Source organism: Gallibacterium anatis DSM 16844 = F 149 (assembly GCF_000379785.1).
GTDB classification, from domain to species: domain Bacteria; phylum Pseudomonadota; class Gammaproteobacteria; order Enterobacterales; family Pasteurellaceae; genus Gallibacterium; species Gallibacterium anatis.
The window spans coordinates 1-23,082 of sequence record NZ_KB903701.1 but is presented as its reverse complement, the minus strand read 5'-3'; the positions used below and the strand labels follow the sequence as shown (position 1 = coordinate 23,082).

Annotated in this window: 21 protein-coding genes, 5 tRNA genes and 1 pseudogene; 12 read left to right on the top strand and 15 right to left on the bottom strand. The window is 40.0% G+C overall.

Features of this window, described 5'->3' with window-relative positions; translation table 11 throughout:
* Positions 1 to 479: 479 nt before the first annotated feature.
* The 8 genes from slyD to A3EO_RS0106800 all read right to left on the bottom strand — a co-directional run bounded on the left by slyD (position 480) and on the right by A3EO_RS0106800 (position 7,102).
* Positions 480 to 1,046 (bottom strand): peptidylprolyl isomerase, encoded by a 567-nt coding sequence (gene slyD / locus A3EO_RS12760; protein ID WP_018346535.1) that lies wholly within the window; start codon positions 1,044 to 1,046, stop codon positions 480 to 482.
* Between the two features lie 51 nt (positions 1,047 to 1,097).
* Positions 1,098 to 1,820, bottom strand: coding sequence for an SIMPL domain-containing protein (locus A3EO_RS0106830; protein WP_018346534.1), 723 nt, complete (start codon positions 1,818 to 1,820; stop codon positions 1,098 to 1,100).
* A 19-nt stretch (positions 1,821 to 1,839) separates the two neighbouring features.
* Positions 1,840 to 2,382: a DUF1523 family protein gene (locus tag A3EO_RS0106825; RefSeq protein WP_018346533.1), complete on the bottom strand. Its 543-nt coding sequence runs from the start codon at positions 2,380 to 2,382 to the stop codon at positions 1,840 to 1,842.
* Between the two features lie 45 nt (positions 2,383 to 2,427).
* On the bottom strand, positions 2,428 to 3,213 hold the full coding sequence (locus A3EO_RS0106820) for a YchF/TatD family DNA exonuclease (protein ID WP_018346532.1): 786 nt from the start codon (positions 3,211 to 3,213) through the stop codon (positions 2,428 to 2,430).
* Between the two features lie 3 nt (positions 3,214 to 3,216).
* Positions 3,217 to 4,218 (bottom strand): DNA polymerase III subunit delta', encoded by a 1,002-nt coding sequence (gene holB, locus A3EO_RS0106815; RefSeq protein ID WP_018346531.1) that lies wholly within the window; start codon positions 4,216 to 4,218, stop codon positions 3,217 to 3,219.
* Positions 4,197 to 4,829: a dTMP kinase gene (gene tmk, locus A3EO_RS0106810; RefSeq protein ID WP_018346530.1), complete on the bottom strand. Its 633-nt coding sequence runs from the start codon at positions 4,827 to 4,829 to the stop codon at positions 4,197 to 4,199. The genes holB and tmk overlap by 22 nt, the downstream gene beginning before the upstream one ends.
* A complete protein-coding gene (gene mltG / locus A3EO_RS0106805; protein ID WP_018346529.1) occupies positions 4,826 to 5,875 on the bottom strand; it encodes an endolytic transglycosylase MltG in 1,050 nt (349 codons plus the stop codon). Before mltG ends, tmk begins: the two co-directional genes overlap by 4 nt.
* A gap of 111 nt (positions 5,876 to 5,986) precedes the next feature.
* Positions 5,987 to 7,102, bottom strand: coding sequence for a methionine biosynthesis PLP-dependent protein (locus A3EO_RS0106800; protein ID WP_018346528.1), 1,116 nt, complete (start codon positions 7,100 to 7,102; stop codon positions 5,987 to 5,989).
* A 265-nt stretch (positions 7,103 to 7,367) separates the two neighbouring features.
* Here A3EO_RS0106800 and A3EO_RS0106795 point away from each other — a divergent pair.
* From A3EO_RS0106795 to A3EO_RS0106775, 5 genes are all read left to right on the top strand, one after another.
* Positions 7,368 to 7,443 (top strand) — tRNA-Gly (locus tag A3EO_RS0106795).
* 3 nt (positions 7,444 to 7,446) lie between these two features.
* Positions 7,447 to 7,533: transfer RNA gene (locus tag A3EO_RS0106790), tRNA-Leu, on the top strand.
* An 11-nt stretch (positions 7,534 to 7,544) separates the two neighbouring features.
* Positions 7,545 to 7,620: transfer RNA gene (locus A3EO_RS0106785), tRNA-Gly, on the top strand.
* A 6-nt stretch (positions 7,621 to 7,626) separates the two neighbouring features.
* Positions 7,627 to 7,700 (top strand) — tRNA-Cys (locus A3EO_RS0106780).
* Positions 7,701 to 7,716: 16 nt separating this feature from the next.
* Positions 7,717 to 7,803, top strand: a tRNA-Leu gene (locus A3EO_RS0106775).
* A gap of 406 nt (positions 7,804 to 8,209) precedes the next feature.
* On the opposite strand, the gene A3EO_RS0106770 is transcribed toward A3EO_RS0106775, so the two are convergent.
* The 4 genes from A3EO_RS0106770 to pntA form a co-directional block, all read right to left on the bottom strand.
* Positions 8,210 to 8,728: a hypothetical protein gene (locus tag A3EO_RS0106770; protein ID WP_018346526.1), complete on the bottom strand. Its 519-nt coding sequence runs from the start codon at positions 8,726 to 8,728 to the stop codon at positions 8,210 to 8,212.
* A gap of 107 nt (positions 8,729 to 8,835) precedes the next feature.
* Positions 8,836 to 9,663 carry a 2,3,4,5-tetrahydropyridine-2,6-dicarboxylate N-succinyltransferase gene (dapD, locus tag A3EO_RS0106765; RefSeq protein ID WP_018346525.1) on the bottom strand — a complete coding sequence of 276 codons (828 nt, stop codon included), beginning with the start codon at positions 9,661 to 9,663 and terminating at the stop codon, positions 8,836 to 8,838.
* A 242-nt stretch (positions 9,664 to 9,905) separates the two neighbouring features.
* Positions 9,906 to 11,279, bottom strand: a complete 1,374-nt coding sequence (gene pntB / locus A3EO_RS0106760) for a Re/Si-specific NAD(P)(+) transhydrogenase subunit beta (RefSeq protein WP_013745331.1) — start codon at positions 11,277 to 11,279, stop codon at positions 9,906 to 9,908.
* Positions 11,280 to 11,289: 10 nt separating this feature from the next.
* Positions 11,290 to 12,822 (bottom strand): Re/Si-specific NAD(P)(+) transhydrogenase subunit alpha, encoded by a 1,533-nt coding sequence (gene pntA, locus A3EO_RS0106755; RefSeq protein ID WP_018346524.1) that lies wholly within the window; start codon positions 12,820 to 12,822, stop codon positions 11,290 to 11,292.
* A 442-nt stretch (positions 12,823 to 13,264) separates the two neighbouring features.
* On the opposite strand from pntA, the gene tyrS reads away from it, so the two are divergent.
* The 3 genes from tyrS (at position 13,265) to arcA (ending at position 17,049) form a co-directional block, all read left to right on the top strand.
* Positions 13,265 to 14,452 (top strand): tyrosine--tRNA ligase, encoded by a 1,188-nt coding sequence (gene tyrS / locus A3EO_RS0106750; protein ID WP_013745333.1) that lies wholly within the window; start codon positions 13,265 to 13,267, stop codon positions 14,450 to 14,452.
* A gap of 89 nt (positions 14,453 to 14,541) precedes the next feature.
* Positions 14,542 to 16,131: a peptide chain release factor 3 gene (prfC, locus tag A3EO_RS0106745; protein ID WP_018346523.1), complete on the top strand. Its 1,590-nt coding sequence runs from the start codon at positions 14,542 to 14,544 to the stop codon at positions 16,129 to 16,131.
* Positions 16,132 to 16,335: 204 nt separating this feature from the next.
* Complete coding sequence (arcA, locus tag A3EO_RS0106740; RefSeq protein ID WP_013745335.1) at positions 16,336 to 17,049, top strand: two-component system response regulator ArcA; 714 nt, start codon at positions 16,336 to 16,338, stop codon at positions 17,047 to 17,049.
* An 82-nt stretch (positions 17,050 to 17,131) separates the two neighbouring features.
* On the opposite strand, the gene zipA is transcribed toward arcA, so the two are convergent.
* Positions 17,132 to 18,208, bottom strand: a complete 1,077-nt coding sequence (gene zipA, locus A3EO_RS0106735; RefSeq protein WP_018346522.1) for a cell division protein ZipA — start codon at positions 18,206 to 18,208, stop codon at positions 17,132 to 17,134.
* Positions 18,209 to 18,366: 158 nt separating this feature from the next.
* Between zipA and A3EO_RS0106730 the strand changes: the two genes are divergently transcribed.
* On the top strand, positions 18,367 to 19,209 hold the full coding sequence (locus tag A3EO_RS0106730) for a patatin-like phospholipase family protein (protein ID WP_018346521.1): 843 nt from the start codon (positions 18,367 to 18,369) through the stop codon (positions 19,207 to 19,209).
* A gap of 16 nt (positions 19,210 to 19,225) precedes the next feature.
* On the top strand, positions 19,226 to 19,969 hold the full coding sequence (gene cysZ, locus A3EO_RS12755) for a sulfate transporter CysZ (RefSeq protein WP_018346520.1): 744 nt from the start codon (positions 19,226 to 19,228) through the stop codon (positions 19,967 to 19,969).
* 91 nt (positions 19,970 to 20,060) lie between these two features.
* On the opposite strand, the gene icd is transcribed toward cysZ, so the two are convergent.
* Positions 20,061 to 21,314 (bottom strand): NADP-dependent isocitrate dehydrogenase, encoded by a 1,254-nt coding sequence (gene icd / locus A3EO_RS0106720; protein WP_018346519.1) that lies wholly within the window; start codon positions 21,312 to 21,314, stop codon positions 20,061 to 20,063.
* 163 nt (positions 21,315 to 21,477) lie between these two features.
* Here icd and A3EO_RS0106715 point away from each other — a divergent pair, with 163 nt between their 5' ends.
* Together A3EO_RS0106715 and A3EO_RS0106710 are read left to right on the top strand one after the other, a co-directional pair.
* Positions 21,478 to 22,149, top strand: a complete 672-nt coding sequence (locus A3EO_RS0106715; RefSeq protein WP_018346518.1) for a pseudouridine synthase — start codon at positions 21,478 to 21,480, stop codon at positions 22,147 to 22,149.
* 2 nt (positions 22,150 to 22,151) lie between these two features.
* Positions 22,152 to 22,613 (top strand): annotated as a pseudogene (locus tag A3EO_RS0106710) (NUDIX hydrolase).
* A 139-nt stretch (positions 22,614 to 22,752) separates the two neighbouring features.
* Here A3EO_RS0106710 and A3EO_RS12750 read toward each other — a convergent pair.
* Positions 22,753 to 23,082, bottom strand: a 330-nt coding sequence (locus A3EO_RS12750; RefSeq protein WP_018346517.1) for a transposase, incomplete at its 5' end; no start/stop codon positions are given.

Below are 23,082 nucleotides of genomic sequence, written 5' to 3'. Positions count from 1 at the left end.
GAATATCCGGAATTAAATATTGAAAAGACAACAAATAGGATTGAAGGGCTATTTAAAGAACTTAAGGATAAATTACGCCCTCACAGTGGTTTAACAAGAAAACATAAGATACTGTTTATACAGGATTTTTTAAATAAAAAAAGCTGGTAAAGATCATCCAGAATAATCTTTACCAACTATTTTGTCCTATAAAGGCATAAAGTGCAAAAAGACCAACTATTTTGTCCTATATGCCAATTGAATTACGCAAAGGCGAATTAAGCCGGCATAAGCAGGTTTTTATTCCCTATCCCGAACAAATTCCCGAAACTGTTTTAGACTTGATTGATTAGCTCTAAATGATTTGTGTGTCATATTACTTTTAAAAATTCACTTTATTTTTCCTATCTTTGCGGAGAACAACCATAAAAAAGTAAAATAAAAAACGCCCAATATGATCACATATCAGGCGTTAATCCAAGATTTAATCTTGCTGTCAATTAGTGATGATGATGCCCACCGCAGCCACAGCCACCGTGTCCACCTCCGCAGCAGCCATCTTCATCATCGTGATGATGATGTCCTCCGCAACACCCCTCACCTTCTTGATGTAAATGACCATGTGCAATCTCTTCTGCTGTAGCTTCACGCACAGAAACAACTTCAACAGTGAATAATAAAGTTTGACCGGCAAGCATATGGTTACCATCAACTACTACATCTTCATCCGTTACTTCAGTAATCACAACCGGTAACGGTCCGATGTCGGTATCAGCAATAAAACGCATCCCCGCCTGTAATTCATCCACACCGTGGAACACATCTTTCGGCACACGTTGCACTAAATTATCGTTATATTCACCATAACCTTCCTGTGGTGATACTTTCACATCGAATTTTTCACCGACTTCTTTGCCTTCCAACGCATTTTCTAAACCGATCACAAGATTATTATGGCCTTGTAAATAAAGTAACGGTTGATTTGCCGGTGCTTCGTCTACCAACACACCATCTTCAGTACGAACTTGATAAGCAATGCCTACTACATGATTTTTTGCAACTTTCATTAATTTCTCCAAAATAATTGCAGGAATAAGAATAAAATTGTAACCGAATTTCTATTTTTCAGATAGCGAAATCACAACATCTGCACTCATTGTTAAGTGGGTTTCGCCCGGCGTAAATCCTAAGCTATTTTCAACCTCCTGTGCTTTTGCTAACCGCATAGGGGCTGCGCGAGCTGCCATATACCCTGAATTATTCAAATTAATATTGATAATATGATATTGCTCACGGTGTAATTCAGTTTTAATCACTTCTGCTTGTTGTTGTGCCAAAGCTAATAAGGTTTTTACCATTTCGACTTCCTGATGTTTACGCATTTCTGTAGAAACAAAGAAGTTTGTATTTTTCACTCTAAAATCATTAGGTAATTCGGAAATAAACATAGCAACTTGTGAAAAATCATCACTTTCCAGTGTGATGTCGGCTGCCAGCGTCCAACCGTTCACTTTGCCCTCATTACTATAATTTGCATAACTATTGCGCTGATTTCCCACCACTCTCAACGCCGGATAATGCTGTGCTAACACCGGGATTAGATCCTCAATGCGCTGTTCGAGTGTTTGATTTACTTTCTTAGTCAATTTATTTGTCTGAATTTGCGTATTTAGCACAACCTGAACTTTGTCTTCTTTAACCACTGTTTCTGTTGTAACCTGATAACTTACCTTGGTTAAAGTATCCAACTGTGTTGATGTACTATTATCGGCTTGAACTTGCCCAATAAGAAACATCCCTGCCACCAAAAAAATTTGCCCTAATAACGCTCTTTTATTCATCTTCTTAACTACTCCTTTTTTATTCACTATCAAACCAGCCACGAATAAATTGAATCGATAAAAATAGTGTTACCAACAACAATGCATACAAAATATAACTTACGATTGGTTTTGAAGCGGTAGCATCTTCTGCGACCTCTTTAATCGACACCACATTACTGAATTCATCAAACATTGTGATACGCCAACCATAATATTTCACTTCTACCAATTTACGTTCATTGGCGAAAGCCTGTGCTTTAGCCTGCAGGTTAGCGGAATCAAATTTAAAATAGAATGGAAATCCCCAACGAGTATCTTCATTACGATAGACCATCACTTTGTCGGTTTTTGGCTCTTGGGTATAAATATAATAAACATCGCGAGTCGGGCCGTCCGCCGGGTTGGATTTGGTAATCGGACCATCTTTATCAACACGTTTGACTTCGACACCAGTGACTTCTTTAATCGCATAACTTGGGAAGGTGTAGTTCACTCCTGCCGCCAAAATCAAATGCACACATAAAGTAACCAACAGGAAAAACCAAAAGAAAAAACGGCGTAATTTAGAATGTTGAGCCATAATTATTTCCTCATCTCTATGATAACGTTGCTTTATCCTAGCACATTATTGTGACAAATTAACGCCAAATAAGTTGCTAAAATTATTGGTGGTAATTCGTGCCAACTCTTCGGTGGAAATGCCTTTTAAAGTGGCAACATATTCGCACACCTCTCTGACATAAGCCGGCTGATTTTGTTTGCCACGATATGGCACCGGTGCAAGGTAAGGCGAATCGGTTTCCACTAATAGACGTTCAAGCGGCACTTGACGGATCACTTGGCGAATATCTTCCGCATTTTTAAAGGTAATAATACCGGAAACGGAAATATAAAAACCTAATGCCAACGCCTGCTCGGCAAACCATTGATTTTCCGTAAAACAGTGAATTACACCGCTGCAACGTTCAGCGTGGTGTTGCTGCAACAAGCGAATGGTATCCTCTCCGGCAGAACGGGTATGAATAATCACCGGCTTGTTAAATTCATTGGCAATCTCAATCTGCTGTGCAAAGCAATCTTGTTGTTCCTGCTTATTATCTGCACTGTAATAGTAATCTAGCCCAATCTCACCCACTGCCACCACTTCCGGCAAGGCAATAATCTCTCTCAATTTAGCGCTGTCGAATACCTCTTCGCCAATATCCAATGGATGCACGCCACAAGAGTAAGAAATGTCATTACGATGCGATAACAGCTGTTGTAACTGATGAAAACGAGAAATGCCGACACCAATAGCTAAACAGTGCTTCACATCTCGCTGTTTCGCTTTTTCCAACACATCATCCACATTTTTGTGCAACGTGTCATAATCCAATGCGTCCAAATGACAATGGGAATCTACAATAAACATTTTTTAACCTTCAAATACCTGTTCTATAATTTTAATAAGTCCATCTGTAATAATCAGTTCTTGATTGACGCCGTTAATCGACATTAAATCCGCTCGCATTTGTCGCACAATCAGCAACGCACGATAAATTTTTAATGTCGGCACCGCCTGCGCAAATGCGCTGATACCGGATTGTAAATCTCGGCATAACAAATTTTGATCAATATGCAAACTGCATTTCAAAGCATCCAACAAAAAAGCTTCCAGCCAATTAAGCTGTGTAACTGATTGTTCTGCTTCAAAATAAGGCAACAACATAAGTACATTTTTATTGCGATAAAATTTCCAGAATTGCCGTAAAAAGGTGAGCCGTTGCGCAATTTCTCCCTTTTCTAAACTGATTTTTGCCGCAAATGGGCGTTGATAATTCATCAATAATGCTGTTTTCATTTGCTCAACATCAGAAAAGCCTTGCTGTTGTAACCAATCTATGCCTTGCGGTATTGTCGGTAATGGCAACGCCCATTGCTGACAACGGCTCTGAATCGTTGCCAACACACGATGTTCGACATTCGTCTGCAAAATAAAATAGCTATCTTCTGTCGGCTCTTCCAACGTTTTCAACAATGCATTAGCGGCTGCTTCCGTCAGCTGTTCCACGCCTTGTAGATAGACCACTTTTGCTGCCTGCTGCTGACTGCGGCGTGAGAGTTTATCCGTCACTTCACGAATCGTATCAACGCTGATTTTTTTACCTTCTTCACTATGAATCAAATAAAAATCAGGGTGAGAATGGTGCAAAAAAAGTTGGCATTGACGGCAATGCCCACAAGCCGCTTGCGCCGCCTGTTTATCTTCACACAACAACCATTGCGCTAATGCAAAACAGCATTGCTCGGCACCATTATCATTAGCACTGCGAATTAACAGTGCATGATGACCGTAACCGGCGGAAAATGCCTGCGTAACTTGCTGATAAATCGGAAATATCCACGGTAAATCCGCTATTTCTGTCGTTGAAACCATTGCGTAATTGCTTGTCTAAGTTGTTTGTTTACTTCAGGAAAGTCTAAATTGGCATCAATGGTAACACTTTTCTCATCCGCCTCAACCAACTGCAAATAACGCTGCCGAGTACGCTGAAAAAAATCTATCTGCTGCTGTTCAATACGATCCAATTCCCCTCGACTACGCGCTCTTGCCAATCCTATTTCAGGATCAACATCTAAATAGAGCGTTAAATCAGGCATAAAATCACCCAACACCGCCTGTTTTAAGGTCATCAGCAAATTAGCGTCCAAACCACGTCCGCCGCCTTGATAAGCCTGTGATGACAAATCGTGTCGATCACCGATAACCCATTTACCTTGCTTCAATGCCGGTTTAATCACATTTTCCACCAACTGAACTCGGGCAGCATAAAGCATTAATAATTCTGCTTTATCAGTAATAACTTCATCACCTTCGCCCTGCTTGATTAATTGACGTAATTTCTCCGCCAGTGGTGTGCCACCCGGTTCACGCGTGAATACGAACTCCTTTATACCTAGTTCTTTCAGTACAGCCACTACGGTCTCTCTTGCACTGGTTTTGCCGGCGCCTTCCAAGCCCTCCAGTACGATAAATTTTGCTGTCATTCTTTATTTCCTTGTTGTGCTTTCCAATTTCGATACCAGCGTAAATATTGCTGCACCGCGCGATTATGTTCATTTAATGAACGGCTGAATTTATGCCCACCGCTGCCATCAGCAACAAAATAGAGATAATCCGTATCCGCCGGATTTGCTGCTGCTTCCAATGATGATTTATCCGGCATTGCAATCGGTGTAGGCGGTAATCCTTCAATAATATAGGTATTATATGGTGTTGCCTCGTTCAAATCTTGCTTACGGATATTGCCTTGATAATGCTCACCCATACCGTAAATTACAGTCGGATCGGTCTGCAACTTAATACCTCGTTTTAATCTATTGACAAAAACAGAGGCAATTTGTGGACGTTCCGACACAATAGAACTCTCTTTTTCAATAATTGAGGCTAAAATTAACAACTCATATTCCGATTTTAACGGCAAAGATTTATCTCGTTGCGCCCACGCCTGCTGCAAGGTTTTCTGCATTTTATCCGCAGCACGTTTTAACAAGGCAAGATCGCTTGAGTTCGCTGTGTAATAATAGGTATCAGGATAAAGCCAACCTTCAAGTTTACCGACTTTCACCGCCTCTTTTGGCAAAGCTAAAAGCTGATAAATTTCGGCTTCACTTTTATCTTTTAAACTGTGTTGAAGATGCGGTGCTTCTGCTAATGTTGCTTTCCACTGTTGGAATGTCGTACCTTCCGGCAACGTCAAAGAAAATTGAGCCTCTTTGCCACTGTGTATCAACAACAATAATTGCTCAAGATTATTGATATTCTTAAGCGAAAATGTGCCGGCTTTCAAAGTATATTCCGGATGAAGTTTAAATAGATAAGGTAAACCCCAAATCTTTTTGTCGATCAAACCTTGCTGCAATAACAACTCGGAAAACTGTTTACTGCTCGTTCCTTTCTCAATCGTGAATAACTGCTCCGGCTGATGCGAAATCGGTAATGTCAATAACTGAGTGAGATGACGATAAATCAATGTTGCCGCCACTGCTGCACTAACGATTAAAACCAATAAAAAGATGAGAAATTTTTTCATTCGACTAAATAACGCTTTTAAAAAGGAGCTAAGTTTAGCATAAAATCATTTTGAATAAGACCAAGAGAGCGTTTAAAAAAATAGCACACGCTACGGTGTGCTATCGAAAAGCTAGTTTTTCGCTGCCTGCAATGCTTGCTGAATATCCGCTTTAATATCTTCAATATTTTCCAGACCGACTGAAAAACGTAATAAGCGATTACACACGCCGCGCGCTATTCTCTCCTCTTCCGGAATATCCATATGGGTTTGTGTTGCCGGATAAGTAATAAAACTTTCTGTGCCGCCTAAACTTTCAGCAAAAGTAATTAATTTTAATGCTTTCAAAAACGGCACGACCCATTTTTCTTCACGCAAGCGGAACGAGAGCATTCCACCTTTATTCGGATAAAGCACATCGGTAACATCATCCAAATCATTTAAAAATGCTGCGATTTGTTTCGCATTTTGTTGATGACGTTCAATACGCAGTGAGAGTGTTTTTAATCCTCGAATGGTTAAATAACAATCAAACGGAGCCAATACAGCACCGGCACCATTCTGCATATAATATAGGCGATCACAAAGTTCTTGCCCTTTTGCCACGATCAATCCTGCCAACACATCATTATGCCCGGCGATATATTTAGTGGCACTGTGAATAACAATGTCCGCGCCGTGCTCAATCGGTCTAAACAACACAGGCGTTAAAAAAGTATTATCCACAATCAATAACAAATTATGTGCTTTTGCTACTTTAGCAATGGCGGCAACATCGCACTCTTCCATCAATGGATTGGATGGCGTTTCCACAAAAATTGCTTTTGTATTCGGTGTAATTGCCGCTTCAATCTCTTCCAAAGAGGCCGTATTGACGTAAACCGGTTTAACCCCGTGATTATTTTTGTAACAAAAATCCAATAAACGATATGTACCGCCATAAACATCACTAGAAATAATCCACTCATCCGGGCTGGTAAACAAACTCATAATCAGTTGAATAGCCGCCATACCTGATGAACAGGCAAAGCCACGATCGCCTTGTTCTAAACGGGCAATACCGTCTTCCAATACTTGGCGAGTCGGATTTTTAGTTCTGATATAGTCGAAATTATCTTTGGCAATTCCTTTAATGTCGGTATGACCAAATGCAGTTGAAAGATGAATGGGAGTTGCAACAGCGCCGGTCGTTTCATCAGTACGATTGCCCAGCTGTACTAATAAAGTATCTATTGATTGTTGTGCCATAATGATTCCTAATAAAATTTAAAATATTTTTATATCAAGCTCGTCATTCTTGCATAAACTGATATGACAGAAAAGGGATTCTATGCAAATCATCAAATTATTCACATTTATGAGTAAAAAAACGGCATTAATTTTTAATCTTTAATTAATGAGTTTCTTTTTTCATCAATCAAACAAGAAATTAAAAATAATCGTTTGACAAAAAAATTCAATTCCGTAAAATGCGCCTCGTTGATTAGCGATGCTGTTAGCATAATTAATCTAAGCGGGAATAGCTCAGTTGGTAGAGCACGACCTTGCCAAGGTCGGGGTCGCGAGTTCGAGCCTCGTTTCCCGCTCCAAACGCCCGGGTGGTGGAATCGGTAGACACAAGGGATTTAAAATCCCTCGGCTTTCGAGCTGTGCGAGTTCAAGTCTCGCCCCGGGCACCATTTAAAACTATGCGGGAATAGCTCAGTTGGTAGAGCACGACCTTGCCAAGGTCGGGGTCGCGAGTTCGAGCCTCGTTTCCCGCTCCAATAAATGGCGTGTTAGCAGAGAGGTTATGCACCGGATTGCAAATCCGTGGAGCTCGGTTCGATTCCGGGACACGCCTCCATAAAACATAAATATTTGCCCGGGTGGTGGAATCGGTAGACACAAGGGATTTAAAATCCCTCGGCTTTCGAGCTGTGCGAGTTCAAGTCTCGCCCCGGGCACCATTTATATCCTTTCAAATCAATATCTTACATTTTTCATTTATAACGTTACTTTATTAATTTCTCTCTTGGTGGCTGTTTGGTGGCTGTAAAACCGAAATTTTTTCTCGAAAAAATAGCTATTTTTTTGGTGGCTGTTTTGGTGGCTGTTGTGACAAAAATAGATGTCACATTTATCATTTTTTCACCAATTTCCCACGTAAAATCGCTCTTTTTCTTTATTCATCATAGTCATAACCGAAAATTTACTTTATTTTTCATTTTACTAAACTGAAAACCGCTGTAATTCGCTGAAAAATTTCAGTTAAGATCGTTTTAACGTGATCTGTTTCACTCCGCATCTTACAAAAAAAGCTGATATTCATCCGAATACCAGCTTTCATCCGTAAAACCTAACAACTGTCAGGTATTATTTATTTTCGCTTTTTAATTCTTCTGCCTTATCAGCAACAGCTTTGGCTGCATCTTCCACTTTTGTAGCTGCCGCATCTTTCGCTTCACCTACTGCTTCTTTAGCCGCATCCACTTTTTCTGCTGTAGCTTGTTTAGCTTCTTCAACTTTCGCTGCTGCCGCATCTTTCGCTTCACCTACAGCTTCTTTAGCTGCATCCACTTTTTCTGCTGTAGCTTGTTTGGCTTCTTCAACTTTCGCTGCTGCCGCATCTTTCACTTCACCTACAGCTTCTTTAGCTGCATCCACTTTTTCTGCTGTAGCTTGTTTAGCTTCTTCAACTTTCGCTGCTGCTGCATCTTTTGCATCAGTAACCGCTTCTTTCGCAGCATCTTTAGCATCACTTGCTGCTTGTTTAACATCTTCTACTGCTTTTGTAGCAGCATTAGTTGCAGATTCTTTAGTATCTTTATCAAAACAACCTGTTAAAGCCAAAGACGTACCTAAAACTAATGTAGCTAATAATGTTTTTTTCATTACAAATTCCTTCTTGAGTTAATGATGTAATCCATTCGTTAGGATCGATTAAAAATAAGCCTGTTTTTTGCAAAACAGGCTTTTCTTAGACAACAATTTTTAGAGAATTACTCATCAATTGTTCTTAATAATTCATTAATTCCTACTTTTCCGCGTGTTTTTGCATCAACTTTTTTCACAATTACCGCACAATATAAGCTATGTGAACCATCTTTGCTTGGCAAACTACCTGAAACGACCACCGAACCTGCCGGCACACGACCATAATGGATCTCTCCGGTTTCACGATCATAAATTTTGGTACTTTGACCAATAAACACACCCATCGAAATGACAGAACCTTCTTCGACAATCACACCTTCCACAATTTCAGATCTTGCACCGATAAAACAGTTATCTTCGATAATAGTTGGATTTGCCTGCAATGGTTCTAATACACCACCAATTCCAACACCGCCGGATAAATGAACATTTTTACCAATTTGTGCACAAGAACCGACTGTTGCCCAAGTATCAACCATTGTTCCTTCATCTACATAAGCGCCGATATTGACGTAAGACGGCATCAATACCGTATTTTTAGCAATAAATGCACCTTGGCGTACTGCCGCTGGTGGAACCACACGGAAACCTTCCTGTTTAAAACGCGCTTCATCATAATTCGCAAACTTCATTGGTACTTTATCGTAATATTTGGTTTCAGCACCATCGACAATCTGATTATCGTTAATACGGAAAGAGAGTAACACGGCTTTCTTTAACCACTGATTGACCACCCAATCACCATTCACTTTTTCAGCAACACGACGTTTACCTTTATCAAGATCTTGAATAACCTCTTCAACTGCAGCTCTTGTTGCTGCATCCACTGTAGTTGGAGTAATTTCAGCACGTCTTTCAAATGCTTCTTCAATAATTTGTTGTAAGTTTGACATAGTTTTCCCTATCAATAATTCCAAAAAAGAAGGCTAGTTTTATCATATTTTGCCGTTAAGCAAAAGATATTTCTAAAATCACTTGTTTATTAAATAAACTTTAGAAAATATCAGATTTCTCAATTTCACAAACAAGAGATTGCCATTGTTCCATCATTTTATTTGCCTAAACCGAACAAAAATTGACGAGATAAAAAAGGGCTACCATTTTAGTAACCCTTTGATTTTTATTTAAGCTTAAATTAATTTAATGCTTTAAGAATATTATCCACACTCTCTTTCGCATCGCCAAATAGCATTTGCGTATTTTCTTTAAAGAATAATGGATTTTGTACGCCCGCATAGCCGGTGTTCATTGAACGTTTAAACACCACAACATTTTGTGCTTTCCACACTTCCAATACTGGCATACCTGCGATTGGGCTGCTAGGATCATCCTGTGCGGCTGGGTTTACTGTATCATTCGCCCCGATCACCAATACCACATCGGTATCGGCGAAATCATCATTGATTTCATCCATTTCCAACACAATGTCGTAAGGCACTTTAGCTTCTGCCAACAACACATTCATATGCCCCGGCAAACGTCCTGCAACCGGATGGATACCAAAACGGACATTGATGCCTTTTTCACGCAATTTTTGAGTAATATCCGCTACCGGATATTGAGCTTGCGCTACTGCCATCCCATATCCCGGAGTGATGATAACGGAACTCGCATTCTTCAACATTTCCGCCACTTCTTCCGCCTTCACTTCACGATATTCGCCCTGTTCTTCATCGCTCTTCGCTACAACATCATTACCGAAACCGCCGGCAATCACGCTGATAAATGAACGATTCATCGCCTTACACATAATGTAAGAAAGAATTGCCCCTGAAGAACCGACCAATGCACCGGTAACGATCAATAAATCATTACTTAGCATAAAACCTGCTGCCGCTGCTGCCCATCCGGAATAGGAGTTCAACATTGAAACCACAACCGGCATATCCGCACCACCGATGGAGGCAACCAAGTGCCAACCGAAAACCAATGCAATAATTGTCATTAATATCAATGGTAACAATGCAGGTTCATTCAAGAAGCAGAGCATTAAAAGGAAAGAAACAATTAACGCAAGCAAGTTTAATTTATGACGATGTGGCAACATCAATGCTTTAGATTTGATGATACCGCGTAATTTACCGAATGCGACGATAGAACCGGTAAAAGTTACCGCACCGATAAAGACGCCTAAGAACACTTCAATATTATGAATATTTTCCAGTGTCGGATCAGTTACGCCGTGAGATAAATAGCTGTTAAAGCCAACAAGCACTGCCGCTAAACCAACAAAACTATGTAATAAAGCAACCAACTCCGGCATTTCTGTCATTTCAACTTTCAATGCTTTGCGAATACCGAGGATAGCACCAATGATCATCGCAATGATGATCCAAAACTGTCCGTGAGTGTGTGGGCCGAATACTGTTGTAAATAGCGCAATTGTCATCCCGATAATACCGTACCAACAACCGGCTTTTGCAGTTTCGTGTTTGGATAACCCTGCCAAACTCATAATAAACAATACCGCAGCAATGATATAGGCTGCATGCACAAAACTTTCAGACATCATTGACTCCTTAACCTTTTCTGAACATTGCCAACATTCTTTGTGTTACTTTGAAGCCACCAAAGATATTAATGCTTGCAACCAAAATCGCGATAAACGCTAACAGACTGACAATAAAATGCCCGTGCCCGATTTGTAGCAATGCACCAACGATAATAATACCGGAAATTGCATTGGTTACTGCCATTAACGGAGTATGTAGGGCGTGGCTGACATTCCACACTACATAGTAACCGACAACACAAGAAAGCACGAATACGGTAAAGTGAGATAAAAACGCTGCCGGCGCAACCGAAGCCACACACATATATAGCACGATAGCAGTAATTAATAATCCCCATTTACGTGCCGGATTTGCCGGTTTTTCCTCTGCTTTTTTTTCTTTCACTGCCGCTTTCGGTTTTTGCGGTTGTGCAGAAACTTTTATTGGAGGTGCCGGCCACGTCACTTCACCATCACGAATAACGGTAACGCCACGTTGAACCACATCTTCAAAATCAATATTGATGATGCCGTTTTTCTCTTTGCACAAGAGTTTCAATAAGTTGACTAAGTTAGTGCCATAAAGCTGAGAGGATTGAGTTGGCAAGCGACTTGGTAAATCGGTATAACCGATAATTTTGACTTGATTTTCTGTAATAACCACTTCATCCGCTTTAGAAAGTTCACAGTTACCGCCGGTAGCTGCTGCCAAATCGACAATCACACTACCCGGTTTCATACTTTCAACCATCTCTTTTGTAATCAAGCGCGGTGCCGGTTTGCCCGGAATCAGTGCAGTAGTAATGATAATATCAACCTCTTTTGCCTGTTCCGCATAAAGTGCCATTGCACGACGGTTAAACTCTTCCGACATCACTTTAGCATAACCATCACCGCTACCGCCTTCTTCCTGATAATTAATTTCAAGGAAAGAGGCGCCCATACTTTCAACTTGTTCTTTTACTTCCGGACGAGAGTCAAATGCACGAACGATTGCACCAAGGCTGTTAGCCGCTCCGATTGCTGCCAATCCGGCAACGCCGGCACCGATAACCAATACTTTTGCCGGCGGCACTTTACCTGCAGCAGTGATTTGCCCGGTAAAGAAACTACCAAACTCGTGCGCTGCCTCCACAACCGCACGATAACCGGCGATATTTGCCATTGAACTCAATGCATCCAATGATTGTGCACGAGAAATACGCGGCACCGCATCCATTGCTAGCACATTAATTTTTTTGCTAGACAATTTTTTCATTAAATCAGGATGTTGCGCAGGCCAAATAAAGCTAATTAGCGTTGCACCTTCTTTGATCTTTGCAATTTCATCGTCTGTTGGTGGATTAACTTTTAAAATGATGTCTGCTTGCCAAACATCATCGGCTTTCCCGATCTTCGCTCCTGCTTCAGCAAAAGCGTGATCTTCAAAACTTGCTTTAAAACCGGCATTTTGCTCAATAATCACATCAAAACCGAGCTTTTTAAGCTGTTGGACGGTTTTAGGCGTTGCCGCCACACGACATTCTTTATCGAGCAACTCCTTAGGTACACCAATTAGCATAATTATTCCTTAAAAATCAGCTCATTATTCATCAGGATAAGTGTTTATCCTCCCATAAATTGATCTTAATATGCCTAAGATCAAGTCGATTAACTGTATCACTAAATTAAGAAAAAAGGGCAATTTTTTAATAAAAAAAAGCAATTTTTCAAATAGCTGAACAAGAAGTTACATCATTTTGATAACTCATTAACAACCTGATTTCGTTCTATCATTCATTACAAATGTAAATATTTGTAATTCCTCTTTTGTTGAGAATTATTTTCATTTATATTTAAACCATAAATTTTGATAATCACTCCAACACTTTGCCTCTTTTACCCACAAAAAGAGGCTTTTTTTTTGCCTAAAGCACAGCTATTTCCTCTTGTATGCTTTCTATTTAATAAATAACCTTTATAATGGAAAAGTCGTTATTTTTATTTATTTTTTAGGGACTGTTATGACAGATATAAATCAAGTTCTCGCGGAATTAAAGCGCGGCGTAGATGAAGTACTTTCTGAAGAAGATCTTATTGAAAAACTTAAGGAAAATCGTCCATTAAAAATTAAACTTGGAGCCGATCCAACAGCACCGGACATCCACCTCGGCCATACTGTTGTATTAAACAAATTGCGTCAATTCCAACAATTAGGCCACGAAGTTTATTTCTTAATCGGTGATTTTACCGGTATGGTCGGCGATCCTTCCGGCAAAAACACCACTCGTCCACCACTTACTCGTGAAGATGTATTACGCAATGCGGAAACCTATAAACAACAAATTTATAAAATTTTGGATCCGGAAAAAACTCACGTTGTATTCAACTCTTCTTGGTTAGGTGAACTTGGTACAGAAGGAATGATTCGTTTAGCTTCTCAATATACCGTTGCACGTATGTTGGAACGAGATGATTTCAAAAAACGTTTTTCTAATCATCAATCTATCGCCATCCACGAATTTATCTATCCTTTATTACAAGGTTATGATTCTGTTGCTTTAGAAGCAGATGTTGAACTTGGCGGAACCGACCAAAAATTCAATTTATTGGTTGGTCGTGAATTACAAAAAGCTCGCGGTTTAAAACCTCAAGTAGCAATCACACTTCCGCTTTTGGAAGGTCTTGACGGCGAGAAAAAAATGTCAAAATCATTAGGTAACTATATCGGCGTTTCCGAAGCACCTGATGATATGTTTGGCAAAGTGATGTCAATTTCCGATGAATTGATGTGGCGTTGGTATGATCTGCTCTCTTTCCGTTCCTTGGACGAAATTGCTCAATTAAAACAAGATGTTGCCAATGGTCGTAACCCGCGTGATGTAAAAATTCTCTTAGCAAAAGAGTTGATCGAACGTTTTCACGATAAAGCGGCAGCAGATGCAGCGGAACAAACTTTCATTGAACGTTTCCAAAAAGGCGCAATGCCGGATGAGATGCCTGAATTCACTTTTGAAGGTGAAATGCCTATTGCCAACCTATTAAAAGAAGCGGATTTGGTCTCTTCAACATCCGAAGCGTTACGTATGATTAAACAAGGTGGCGTGAAAATTGACGGCGAAAAAGTAGAAGATAGCAAACTTGTTATTTCTGCTTCTACTGCCGTTTACCAAGTAGGTAAACGCAAATTTGCCAAAGTCACCATCAAATAAATTTTATTAATAGTCCGACTTTCCCTTTGCTCTTGAAGGGAAAGTCATTTTTTTGAATATCTCTTTTATTTCAAGAACATATTTACTTTATGACAACTCAAACATTCTTAGAAGAAGTCAATAAACGCAGAACTTTTGCGATTATTTCTCACCCGGATGCCGGGAAAACTACCATCACAGAAAAGGTATTACTCTATGGGCAAGCCATCAAAACCGCCGGCACAGTAAAAGGTCGAGGTTCTAATCAACACGCAAAATCCGACTGGATGGAAATGGAAAAGCAACGTGGAATTTCCATTACCACCTCCGTAATGCAATTTCCATATAATGACTGTTTGCTGAATTTATTGGATACACCGGGGCACGAAGACTTCTCGGAAGATACTTATCGTACATTAACCGCTGTCGATAGCTGCTTGATGGTTATCGATGCCGCTAAAGGGGTTGAGGAACGTACTATCAAACTAATGGAAGTCACTCGCTTACGAGATACCCCGATCCTGACCTTTATGAATAAACTCGACCGAGATATTCGTGATCCGATGGAATTATTGGATGAGGTGGAAAACGTTCTAAAAATTAATTGTGCCCCAATCACTTGGCCAATTGGTTGCGGTAAATTGTTCAAAGGCGTATACCATCTTTATAAAGATGAAACCTATTTATACCAAACCGGGCAAGGACACACCATTCAGGAAGTTCGTATTATCAAAGGCTTAAATAATCCGGAATTGGATCAAGCTGTTGGTGACGATTTAGCGCAACAGTTACGCGATGAGTTGGAATTGATCCAAGGGGCAAGCAATAAATTTGATTTGGATGCTTTCCTTAAAGGTGAATTAACGCCGGTATTTTTCGGAACTGCGCTCGGTAATTTTGGGGTTGATCATATGCTGGATGGCTTAACACAATGGGCACCGGCGCCACAATCACGTCAAACTGATGTACGTACTGTAGAAGCTACCGAAGAAAATTTTTCCGGCTTTGTCTTCAAAATTCAAGCTAATATGGATCCAAAACACCGCGACCGTGTTGCCTTTTTAAGAATTGTTTCCGGTAAATATGAAAAGGGGATGAAACTTCGCCATATCCGCATTGGGAAAGATGTTGTCATCGCTGATGCCTTAACCTTTATGGCCGGTGATCGCAGCCACGTGGAAGAGAGTTACGCCGGTGACATCATTGGCTTACATAATCACGGAACAATCCAAATCGGTGATACCTTTACTCAAGGCGAAGAGCTGAAATTTACCGGTATTCCGAATTTTGCACCGGAACTGTTCCGCCGTATTCGTTTGAAAGATCCACTAAAACAGAAACAGTTATTAAAAGGACTGGTTCAACTTTCCGAAGAAGGCGCGGTGCAGGTTTTCCGCCCACTGATTAATAATGATTTAATCGTAGGTGCGGTGGGTGTTTTGCAATTTGATGTTGTTGTTGCACGTTTAAAAACGGAATATAACGTAGAAGCAATTTATGAAACGGTCAATGTTGCGACCGCTCGCTGGGTGGAATGTTCAGATAATAAAAAATTTGAAGAATTTAAACGCAAAAATGAACAACATTTAGCCTTAGACGGTGGCGATAACTTAACCTATATTGCGCCAACAATGGTCAATTTAAATCTTACTCAAGAACGTTATCCGGACGTTGTTTTCTTTAAAACGAGGGAACATTAATTTGCCCTTATTCCTTAGTATTTCTCTTTTGAAATACTAAGGAAAAATTATTGTTCAATCTTCTGACTTAGATCATAAAATTTCCCTATAATGTAACAAATTTAACATTTATTATTGTCGCAATGAGTTCGGCTCGTTAAAATACTGGGCAATTTTTTGATTTGATGAACGATTTGTTAAATTTAATTTTTAAGGATATAAGCTATGACACCTAAAATTCTGATTGTCGAAGATGAAGCGGTGACACGTAACACGCTTAAAAATATTTTTGAAGCAGAAGGTTATCGGGTATTTGAAGCTGTTGATGGTGCTCAAATGAACCAACAACTTGCTGCACAGAAAATAAATTTAGTGATTATGGATATCAATCTACCGGGTAAAAATGGTTTGTTACTAGCGCGTGAATTACGTGAGCAAAACAATATTGCATTAATGTTTTTAACCGGTCGTGATAACGAAGTGGATCGTATTCTTGGTTTAGAAATCGGTGCGGATGACTACATCACCAAGCCATTTAACCCAAGAGAATTAACTATCCGTACTCGCAATCTGTTACAACGCACAATGCAGGATAAAAATGCAAATAGCCAAAAACATATTGAAAAATATCAATTTAACGGTTGGACATTAGATATTAACAGCCGTACATTGATTAATCCTGATGGCGTAGCGCAAAAACTGCCACGCAGTGAATTTCGTGCAATGCTTCACTTCTGTGAAAACCCGGGTAAAATTCAAACTCGCGATGATCTATTGAAAAAAATGACCGGTCGTGATTTGAAACCGAATGACAGAACGGTGGATGTCACCATTCGTCGCATTCGTAAGCACTTTGAAGAACATCCGGATACACCGGAAATTATTGCGACTATCCACGGCGAAGGTTATCGTTTCTGTGGAGATTTAGAGCCGGTTTAATGACAGCATTAACCAATAAATAAGCAAAAAAATAGCACCGCAAAGGTGCTATTTTTATATCCGCTATTTCTGCTCAACTACTTTAAGAATTAGGCGCTCCCAACATCTGCAAATAGCGATCACGACTGTTATCATCAAAAATTTCACGTTTATCATTTAAAACGAAACCATTCAATTTTTCTGCCAATGTTTCCGCTGCTCGACATAACATTCTAAAGTTCACAATATCACTCGCCGGAGACGGCAATCGCATAAATAATGTTAAGCCAATCGTAGAAAAATTCTCCATATTGTTAGGATCAAATGTTCCGGGCTGCACCATATTTGCCACACTGAAAATTATCGGACTTTTCACCATATTTACATCTAAATGACGGTGATAAATATTGTATTCCCCGAAAATAAAACCAAGCTCTTCCAAAATCTCTTGAATATGAACACCATAAAATTGACGATTTTCCGGTGCAACCACATACAACATAATAAAATCAGGTTTTTTCTGTGGTGCTTCATTTGCAATGACACTGCTCTGTTCTTCAGTAGCAACACGTTGCTGAGGTTGCTCCGGCTCTGCCTGCACAACATTTTCCTGCTGCTGTTGATATACCGCTCTCGCTTCCACTTGAGAAATTGGTTCGGCAACCGATTCTTTCGGCGCTTCATAAGACACTGAATTTTGCACAGACGCATTCATTTTTACAGTTTCAACATTATTGGTCTGAGTTTGCGTTGTTGAATTTGGCAATGTAATTTTAATACTCTCAACACTTCTTGCCGTTCTTTCTTCATAACTTGGTGCTACCGTTTCCTGTTCATCCAATGGTAATTGGGTTTGATACGGCGAAGGTTGAGCCATAGGTTGAACTGAATCAACCGGTTGTTGCATCGGTTGTTGTGCCATTCCATAATTCGCTTGCTGAGGTTGTCGAGTTACCGGCGCTACATTTTGAGAATAGGGATTATGCGGTGTTTGTACATCCTGACCATAAACCGAAGCCTGTGCTTGTTGTGGTGAATGCGGCGGACGATGCTGACGCTCAAATTGCTGGGCAGATTTTACAAACTGCGCTTTTTCACGACGGCTAGACCAAACTCCGTGCCCGATTAGAACGCCTAATGCAAGCACTCCAAGCATAATTAAAATTTGCTGTAAATCCATTGTAACTCACCCAATTTATTTATGGCTAAAACGTTGATTATTGTAGCGTAAACGCCTATTAGCTTACCATATTTTTTCCTTCTTGTTTGCAAAAACCTACATAGACATTCCATAAAGTTATCGCTAAGATCAAAAATCCACAAAATAGAGAGGGAAAAATGAAAGTAGGTCTGGTATTAGAAGGCGGGGCAATGCGAGGGCTATATACCGCCGGTATTTTAGATGTTTTTTTAGAACAGGATATTCACGTCGATGGTATTGTCGGCGTGTCGGCAGGTGTGTTATTCGGCGTAAATTATCCCTCAAAACAGAAAGGTCGGGCGTTACGTTACAACTTGAAATATTTGAATGACAAACGTTATATGGGGTTACACAGCTTAATCACCACCGGCAATATCGTAAACAAAGATTTCGCTTTTTATGATTTGCCAATAAATATCGATCGTTTTGATGAGCAAGCATTTATTGATTCCGGCATTGATTTCTATGCCACACTGACCAATGTCGATACCGGTCAGGCTGAATATGTCAAGCTCTCGCATATTTTTGAACAAATGGAAGTTTTACGTGCCACTTCCGCAATGCCTTTTGTTTCTAGAATGGTTGAAATTGATGGCAAACGCTATTTGGATGGCGGCATTGCCGACAGTATCCCGTTAGAAAAATGTCGACAATTAGGCTATGACAAAATCATTGTTATCCTGACGCGCCCTTTGGAATATCGTAAAAAAGCGGTTAATCCATTATTATTTAAACTGTTTTATGCGAAATACCCAAATTTAGTCGCTAGCTTGGCACAACGTTATCTCAATTATAATCAACGTGTTGAACAGGTGATCGAAGCCGATAAAAAAGGAGAAATTTTTGTCTTTAGACCCTCAAAAACGTTGCCGATTAAACGAATTGAGAAAGATCCTGTCAAAATTCAAGCAATGTATGATTTAGGCGTAGCTGACGCACATCAAGCATTAGCAGATTTAAAACATTATTTATCACATTAAAAATAAGGAAAATATCGTGAATTATTCAGAAATCGAACAAGGCTGGCACTATTTTGTAACAGGCTGGCATTTAATTCGCCAAAAAGGGTTAAAACGCTTCGTCATTATGCCCATTGTGCTCAATATCGTGTTGCTTAGCTTTGTCTTCTGGTTGTTAATGAATCAAATCGGTGATTTAACCACTTGGATGCTCTCTTTTATGCCGGCGTGGTTGGATTGGCTAAATTACATTATTACTGCTTTAGCCGTCATTATGATTCTATTAGTCTACTATTTTATTTTTACCACATTAGCCGGTTTTATCGCTGCTCCATTTAATGGGCTGCTTGCGGAAAAAGTGGAATTGTTACTGACCAAACAACAAGGCAATGATGATGGCATTATGGATTTCATCAAAGATTTACCTCGAATGATGAAACGTGAATGGCAAAAATTATGGTACAGCTTGCCACGTTTCATTTTGCTCTTTATTCTCGGGTTTATTCCGGCTATCGGGCAAACTATTGTTCCTGTGCTGTTTTTCCTGTTCACCGCGTGGATGCTCGCCATTCAATACTGCGACTATCCGTTTGATAACCACAAAATCGCCTTTCCACAAATGCAGCAGCAATTAACTCAACATCGTGTATTGAATGTTACTTTCGGCAGTTTAGTTGCCGCCTGTACATTTATTCCGTTATTAAATTTCATCGTAATGCCGGTTGCAGTTTGTGGTGCAACTGCACTTTGGGTGGATAAATACAAACAACTCAATCAATAATCAGACCATCAAAAAATTTCCCAAAACAAAAGTCTTGCTTTCATTTAGCAAAAGCAAGACTTTTTCAAACGATATCAATTCAGTGAAGTGCTTATGCCATATTGGCAATAATATCATCAGCAAAGCCGTCGGTAGAACGTAAAGTTGCACCTTCCAACATATCTGCGAAATCTGCGGTTACTGTCTTATTGGCAATCGTTTTAGAAACGGCATTCACCACCAAATCTGCGGCTTCAAACCAGCCTAAGTGACGAAGCATCATTTCACCGCTTAAAATCAATGAGCCCGGATTACCGATATTTTTACCAGCAATTTTCGGCGCAGTACCGTGGGTTGCTTCAAAAATCGCTGCTTCTGTACCGATATTTGCTCCCGGCGCAATACCGATACCGCCCACTTGAGCTGCTAACGCATCAGAAATATAGTCACCATTCAAGTTTAATGTTGCAATCACATCATATTCTGTCGGATGAAGAAGAACTTCCTGCAAGAAAGCATCCGCAATACAATCTTTAATCACAATTTCTTTGCCGGTTTTCGGATTGGTCAATTTCATCCACGGGCCTTTATCAATTAAAGTTGCCCCGAATTCCGCCGCCACTTGGTAACCCCATTCTTTAAATGCACCTTCGGTAAATTTCATAATATTACCTTTATGTACAATAGTTAAAGAATCACGATTATTATCAATCACATACTGCAATGCAGCACGTACTAAACGTTGTGTACCCTGTTTTGAAACCGGTTTAACCCCAATTCCGCAATCTTCAGGGAAACGAATTTTCTTCACGCCCATCTCTTTTTGTAAAAACTCAATCACCTTATTAGCTTCTGCTGAACCGGCAACCCACTCAATTCCGGCATAAATATCTTCAGAGTTTTCACGGAAAATCACCATATCAACCAATTCAGGATGTTTAACCGGGCTTGGCGTACCTTCATAATAACGAATTGGACGCAAGCAGTTATAAAGATCCAAACCTTGACGCATCGCCACATTCAAAGAACGAATACCGCCACCGACCGGGGTCATCAACGGCCCTTTAATGGCAACGTGGTATTCACGAATCGCCGCAACGGTTTCATCTGGCAACCAAGTGTCACCACCATATAATTGATTTGCCTTACCACCGGCATAAATTTCCATCCACTGAATTTTACGTTTACCGCCGTAAGCCTTCTCAACAGCGGCATCAATCACTTTTTTCATTGCCGGCGTAACATCAACCCCAATACCATCCCCCTCGATAAAAGGAATAATCGGTTGATCCGGAACAGTTAATTGACCATTTGTATTGAGTTGAATTTTTTCGCCTTGAGTTGGTTTTTGGATATGAGTTTGCATAATTTGCCCTTTTCAGTTAGAAAAAAAGAAAATCGCTGATTGTCTTTGCCCTTTGCAAAAGTAAATGCAATCAGTAATACAGAAAACGGCTTTTAGTATAAAATAAACTGCATAATAGACAAGTTAACTACATCACATTTTTAACATTTTTTTAAAAACTATTATGAAAAAATTTTATCCCCATCATAAAAAAACAGGTTATCGGCACACTGAAAAGCCAAAATTGCAGTTAGAACAAATTAAAGTAGTGCTTTTTAATAAACCATACGACGTATTGACACAATTCACTGATGAACAAGGGCGCAAAACATTAAAAAATTTTATTCATATTCCTGATATCTATCCTTGCGGACGTTTGGATCGTGATAGCGAAGGTTTACTATTATTAACTAACTGTGGCGAAATTCAACATCGATTAACCACACCGGCATTTAAATCAAAAAAAACGTATTGGGTTCAAGTGGAGGGCGTTCCATCTGAGCAAGATCTTGAAGCGTTACGGCAAGGCGTTATCTTGAAAGACGGCAAAACACTGCCGGTGCTAGTCAAATTCATTCCGCCACCGCAAAATTTATGGCAACGCGATCCACCAATTAGAGAGCGAAAAACAATCCCGACCAGCTGGTTAGAGATCGCTATTCACGAGGGTAGAAATCGTCAAGTTCGGAGAATGACCGCACATATCGGTTACCCAACTTTACGCCTAATCCGCATAGCAACCGCAGGTTTGAATCTTTTCGATTTTCCCCAACTGCAACTTGGCTGCAGTTATTCATTAAATTCAAACGAAATAGAACAATTATTGACTCGTTTAAAACTTAAAATTAAGGAGTAACTATGTTAAATCCACGTATTACAATGGCTTGCGTTGTGCATTGTCAGGATAAGTTTTTATTTGTTGAAGAGTTTGAATATGGCAAGATGACACTCAATCAGCCCGCCGGTCATCTTGAGGAAAATGAAACTTTATTAGAAGGGGCAAAACGTGAATTGTTTGAAGAAACCGGTATTACTGCCGAAATGCAGCAATTATTAGGAGTTTATCAGTGGCACGCACCTCGTTCCGGGAAAGATTATTTCCGTTTTGTTTTTATTGTCGAACTGGAGCAATGCCTAGAAACACAACCGCACGACAGCGACATCAGTGGGGCATTATGACTGACAATTGATGAATTTCAGCATTATATTCAACAGCCCGGTAATGCAGCTCGTAATCCGTTGGTTTGGCAGGCTTTACAGGATTATCTTACCGGAAAACGTTTTCCATTATCGGTTCTACAAAGTTTTAATTTTGCTTAACCCGTTCGTGCGCATTACAACAACAAAAAAGACCGCTATTAAAGCGGTCTCAGACCGCTGACAAACCCACCTTTCCAAAATCATTTGATAAAAGTGGGTTTGTTTTTTTTACTTTGTTACTTTTCGCTTGCTTTTCCTTTCAGATAACTGGGCAAGCGGTCATTTTCGCTGATTGTTTTACCCATGCCTCAAACAAGTAAAATTGACGCCATAAATAAGACAAAATAGCCCATACCACNAGGGCAATTTTCTTGATATTTTGTGCCATTGCCGCAAGGAAGCATTGCATTTGCACTTTGGATAATCCTCTATAACGAGCATAGCGATNTCCGTGATGTTGTTTGGCATCCGCAAAGCTGCGCTCTACGGTTTCTGCTCGGCGNTGGTAAAGTTTTCTGCCCTGCCTCGATACTCTCACTGCATTGGCGTTGTCCACGGCATCTTGGTAGAGATGCCTGGTGATGAGGCG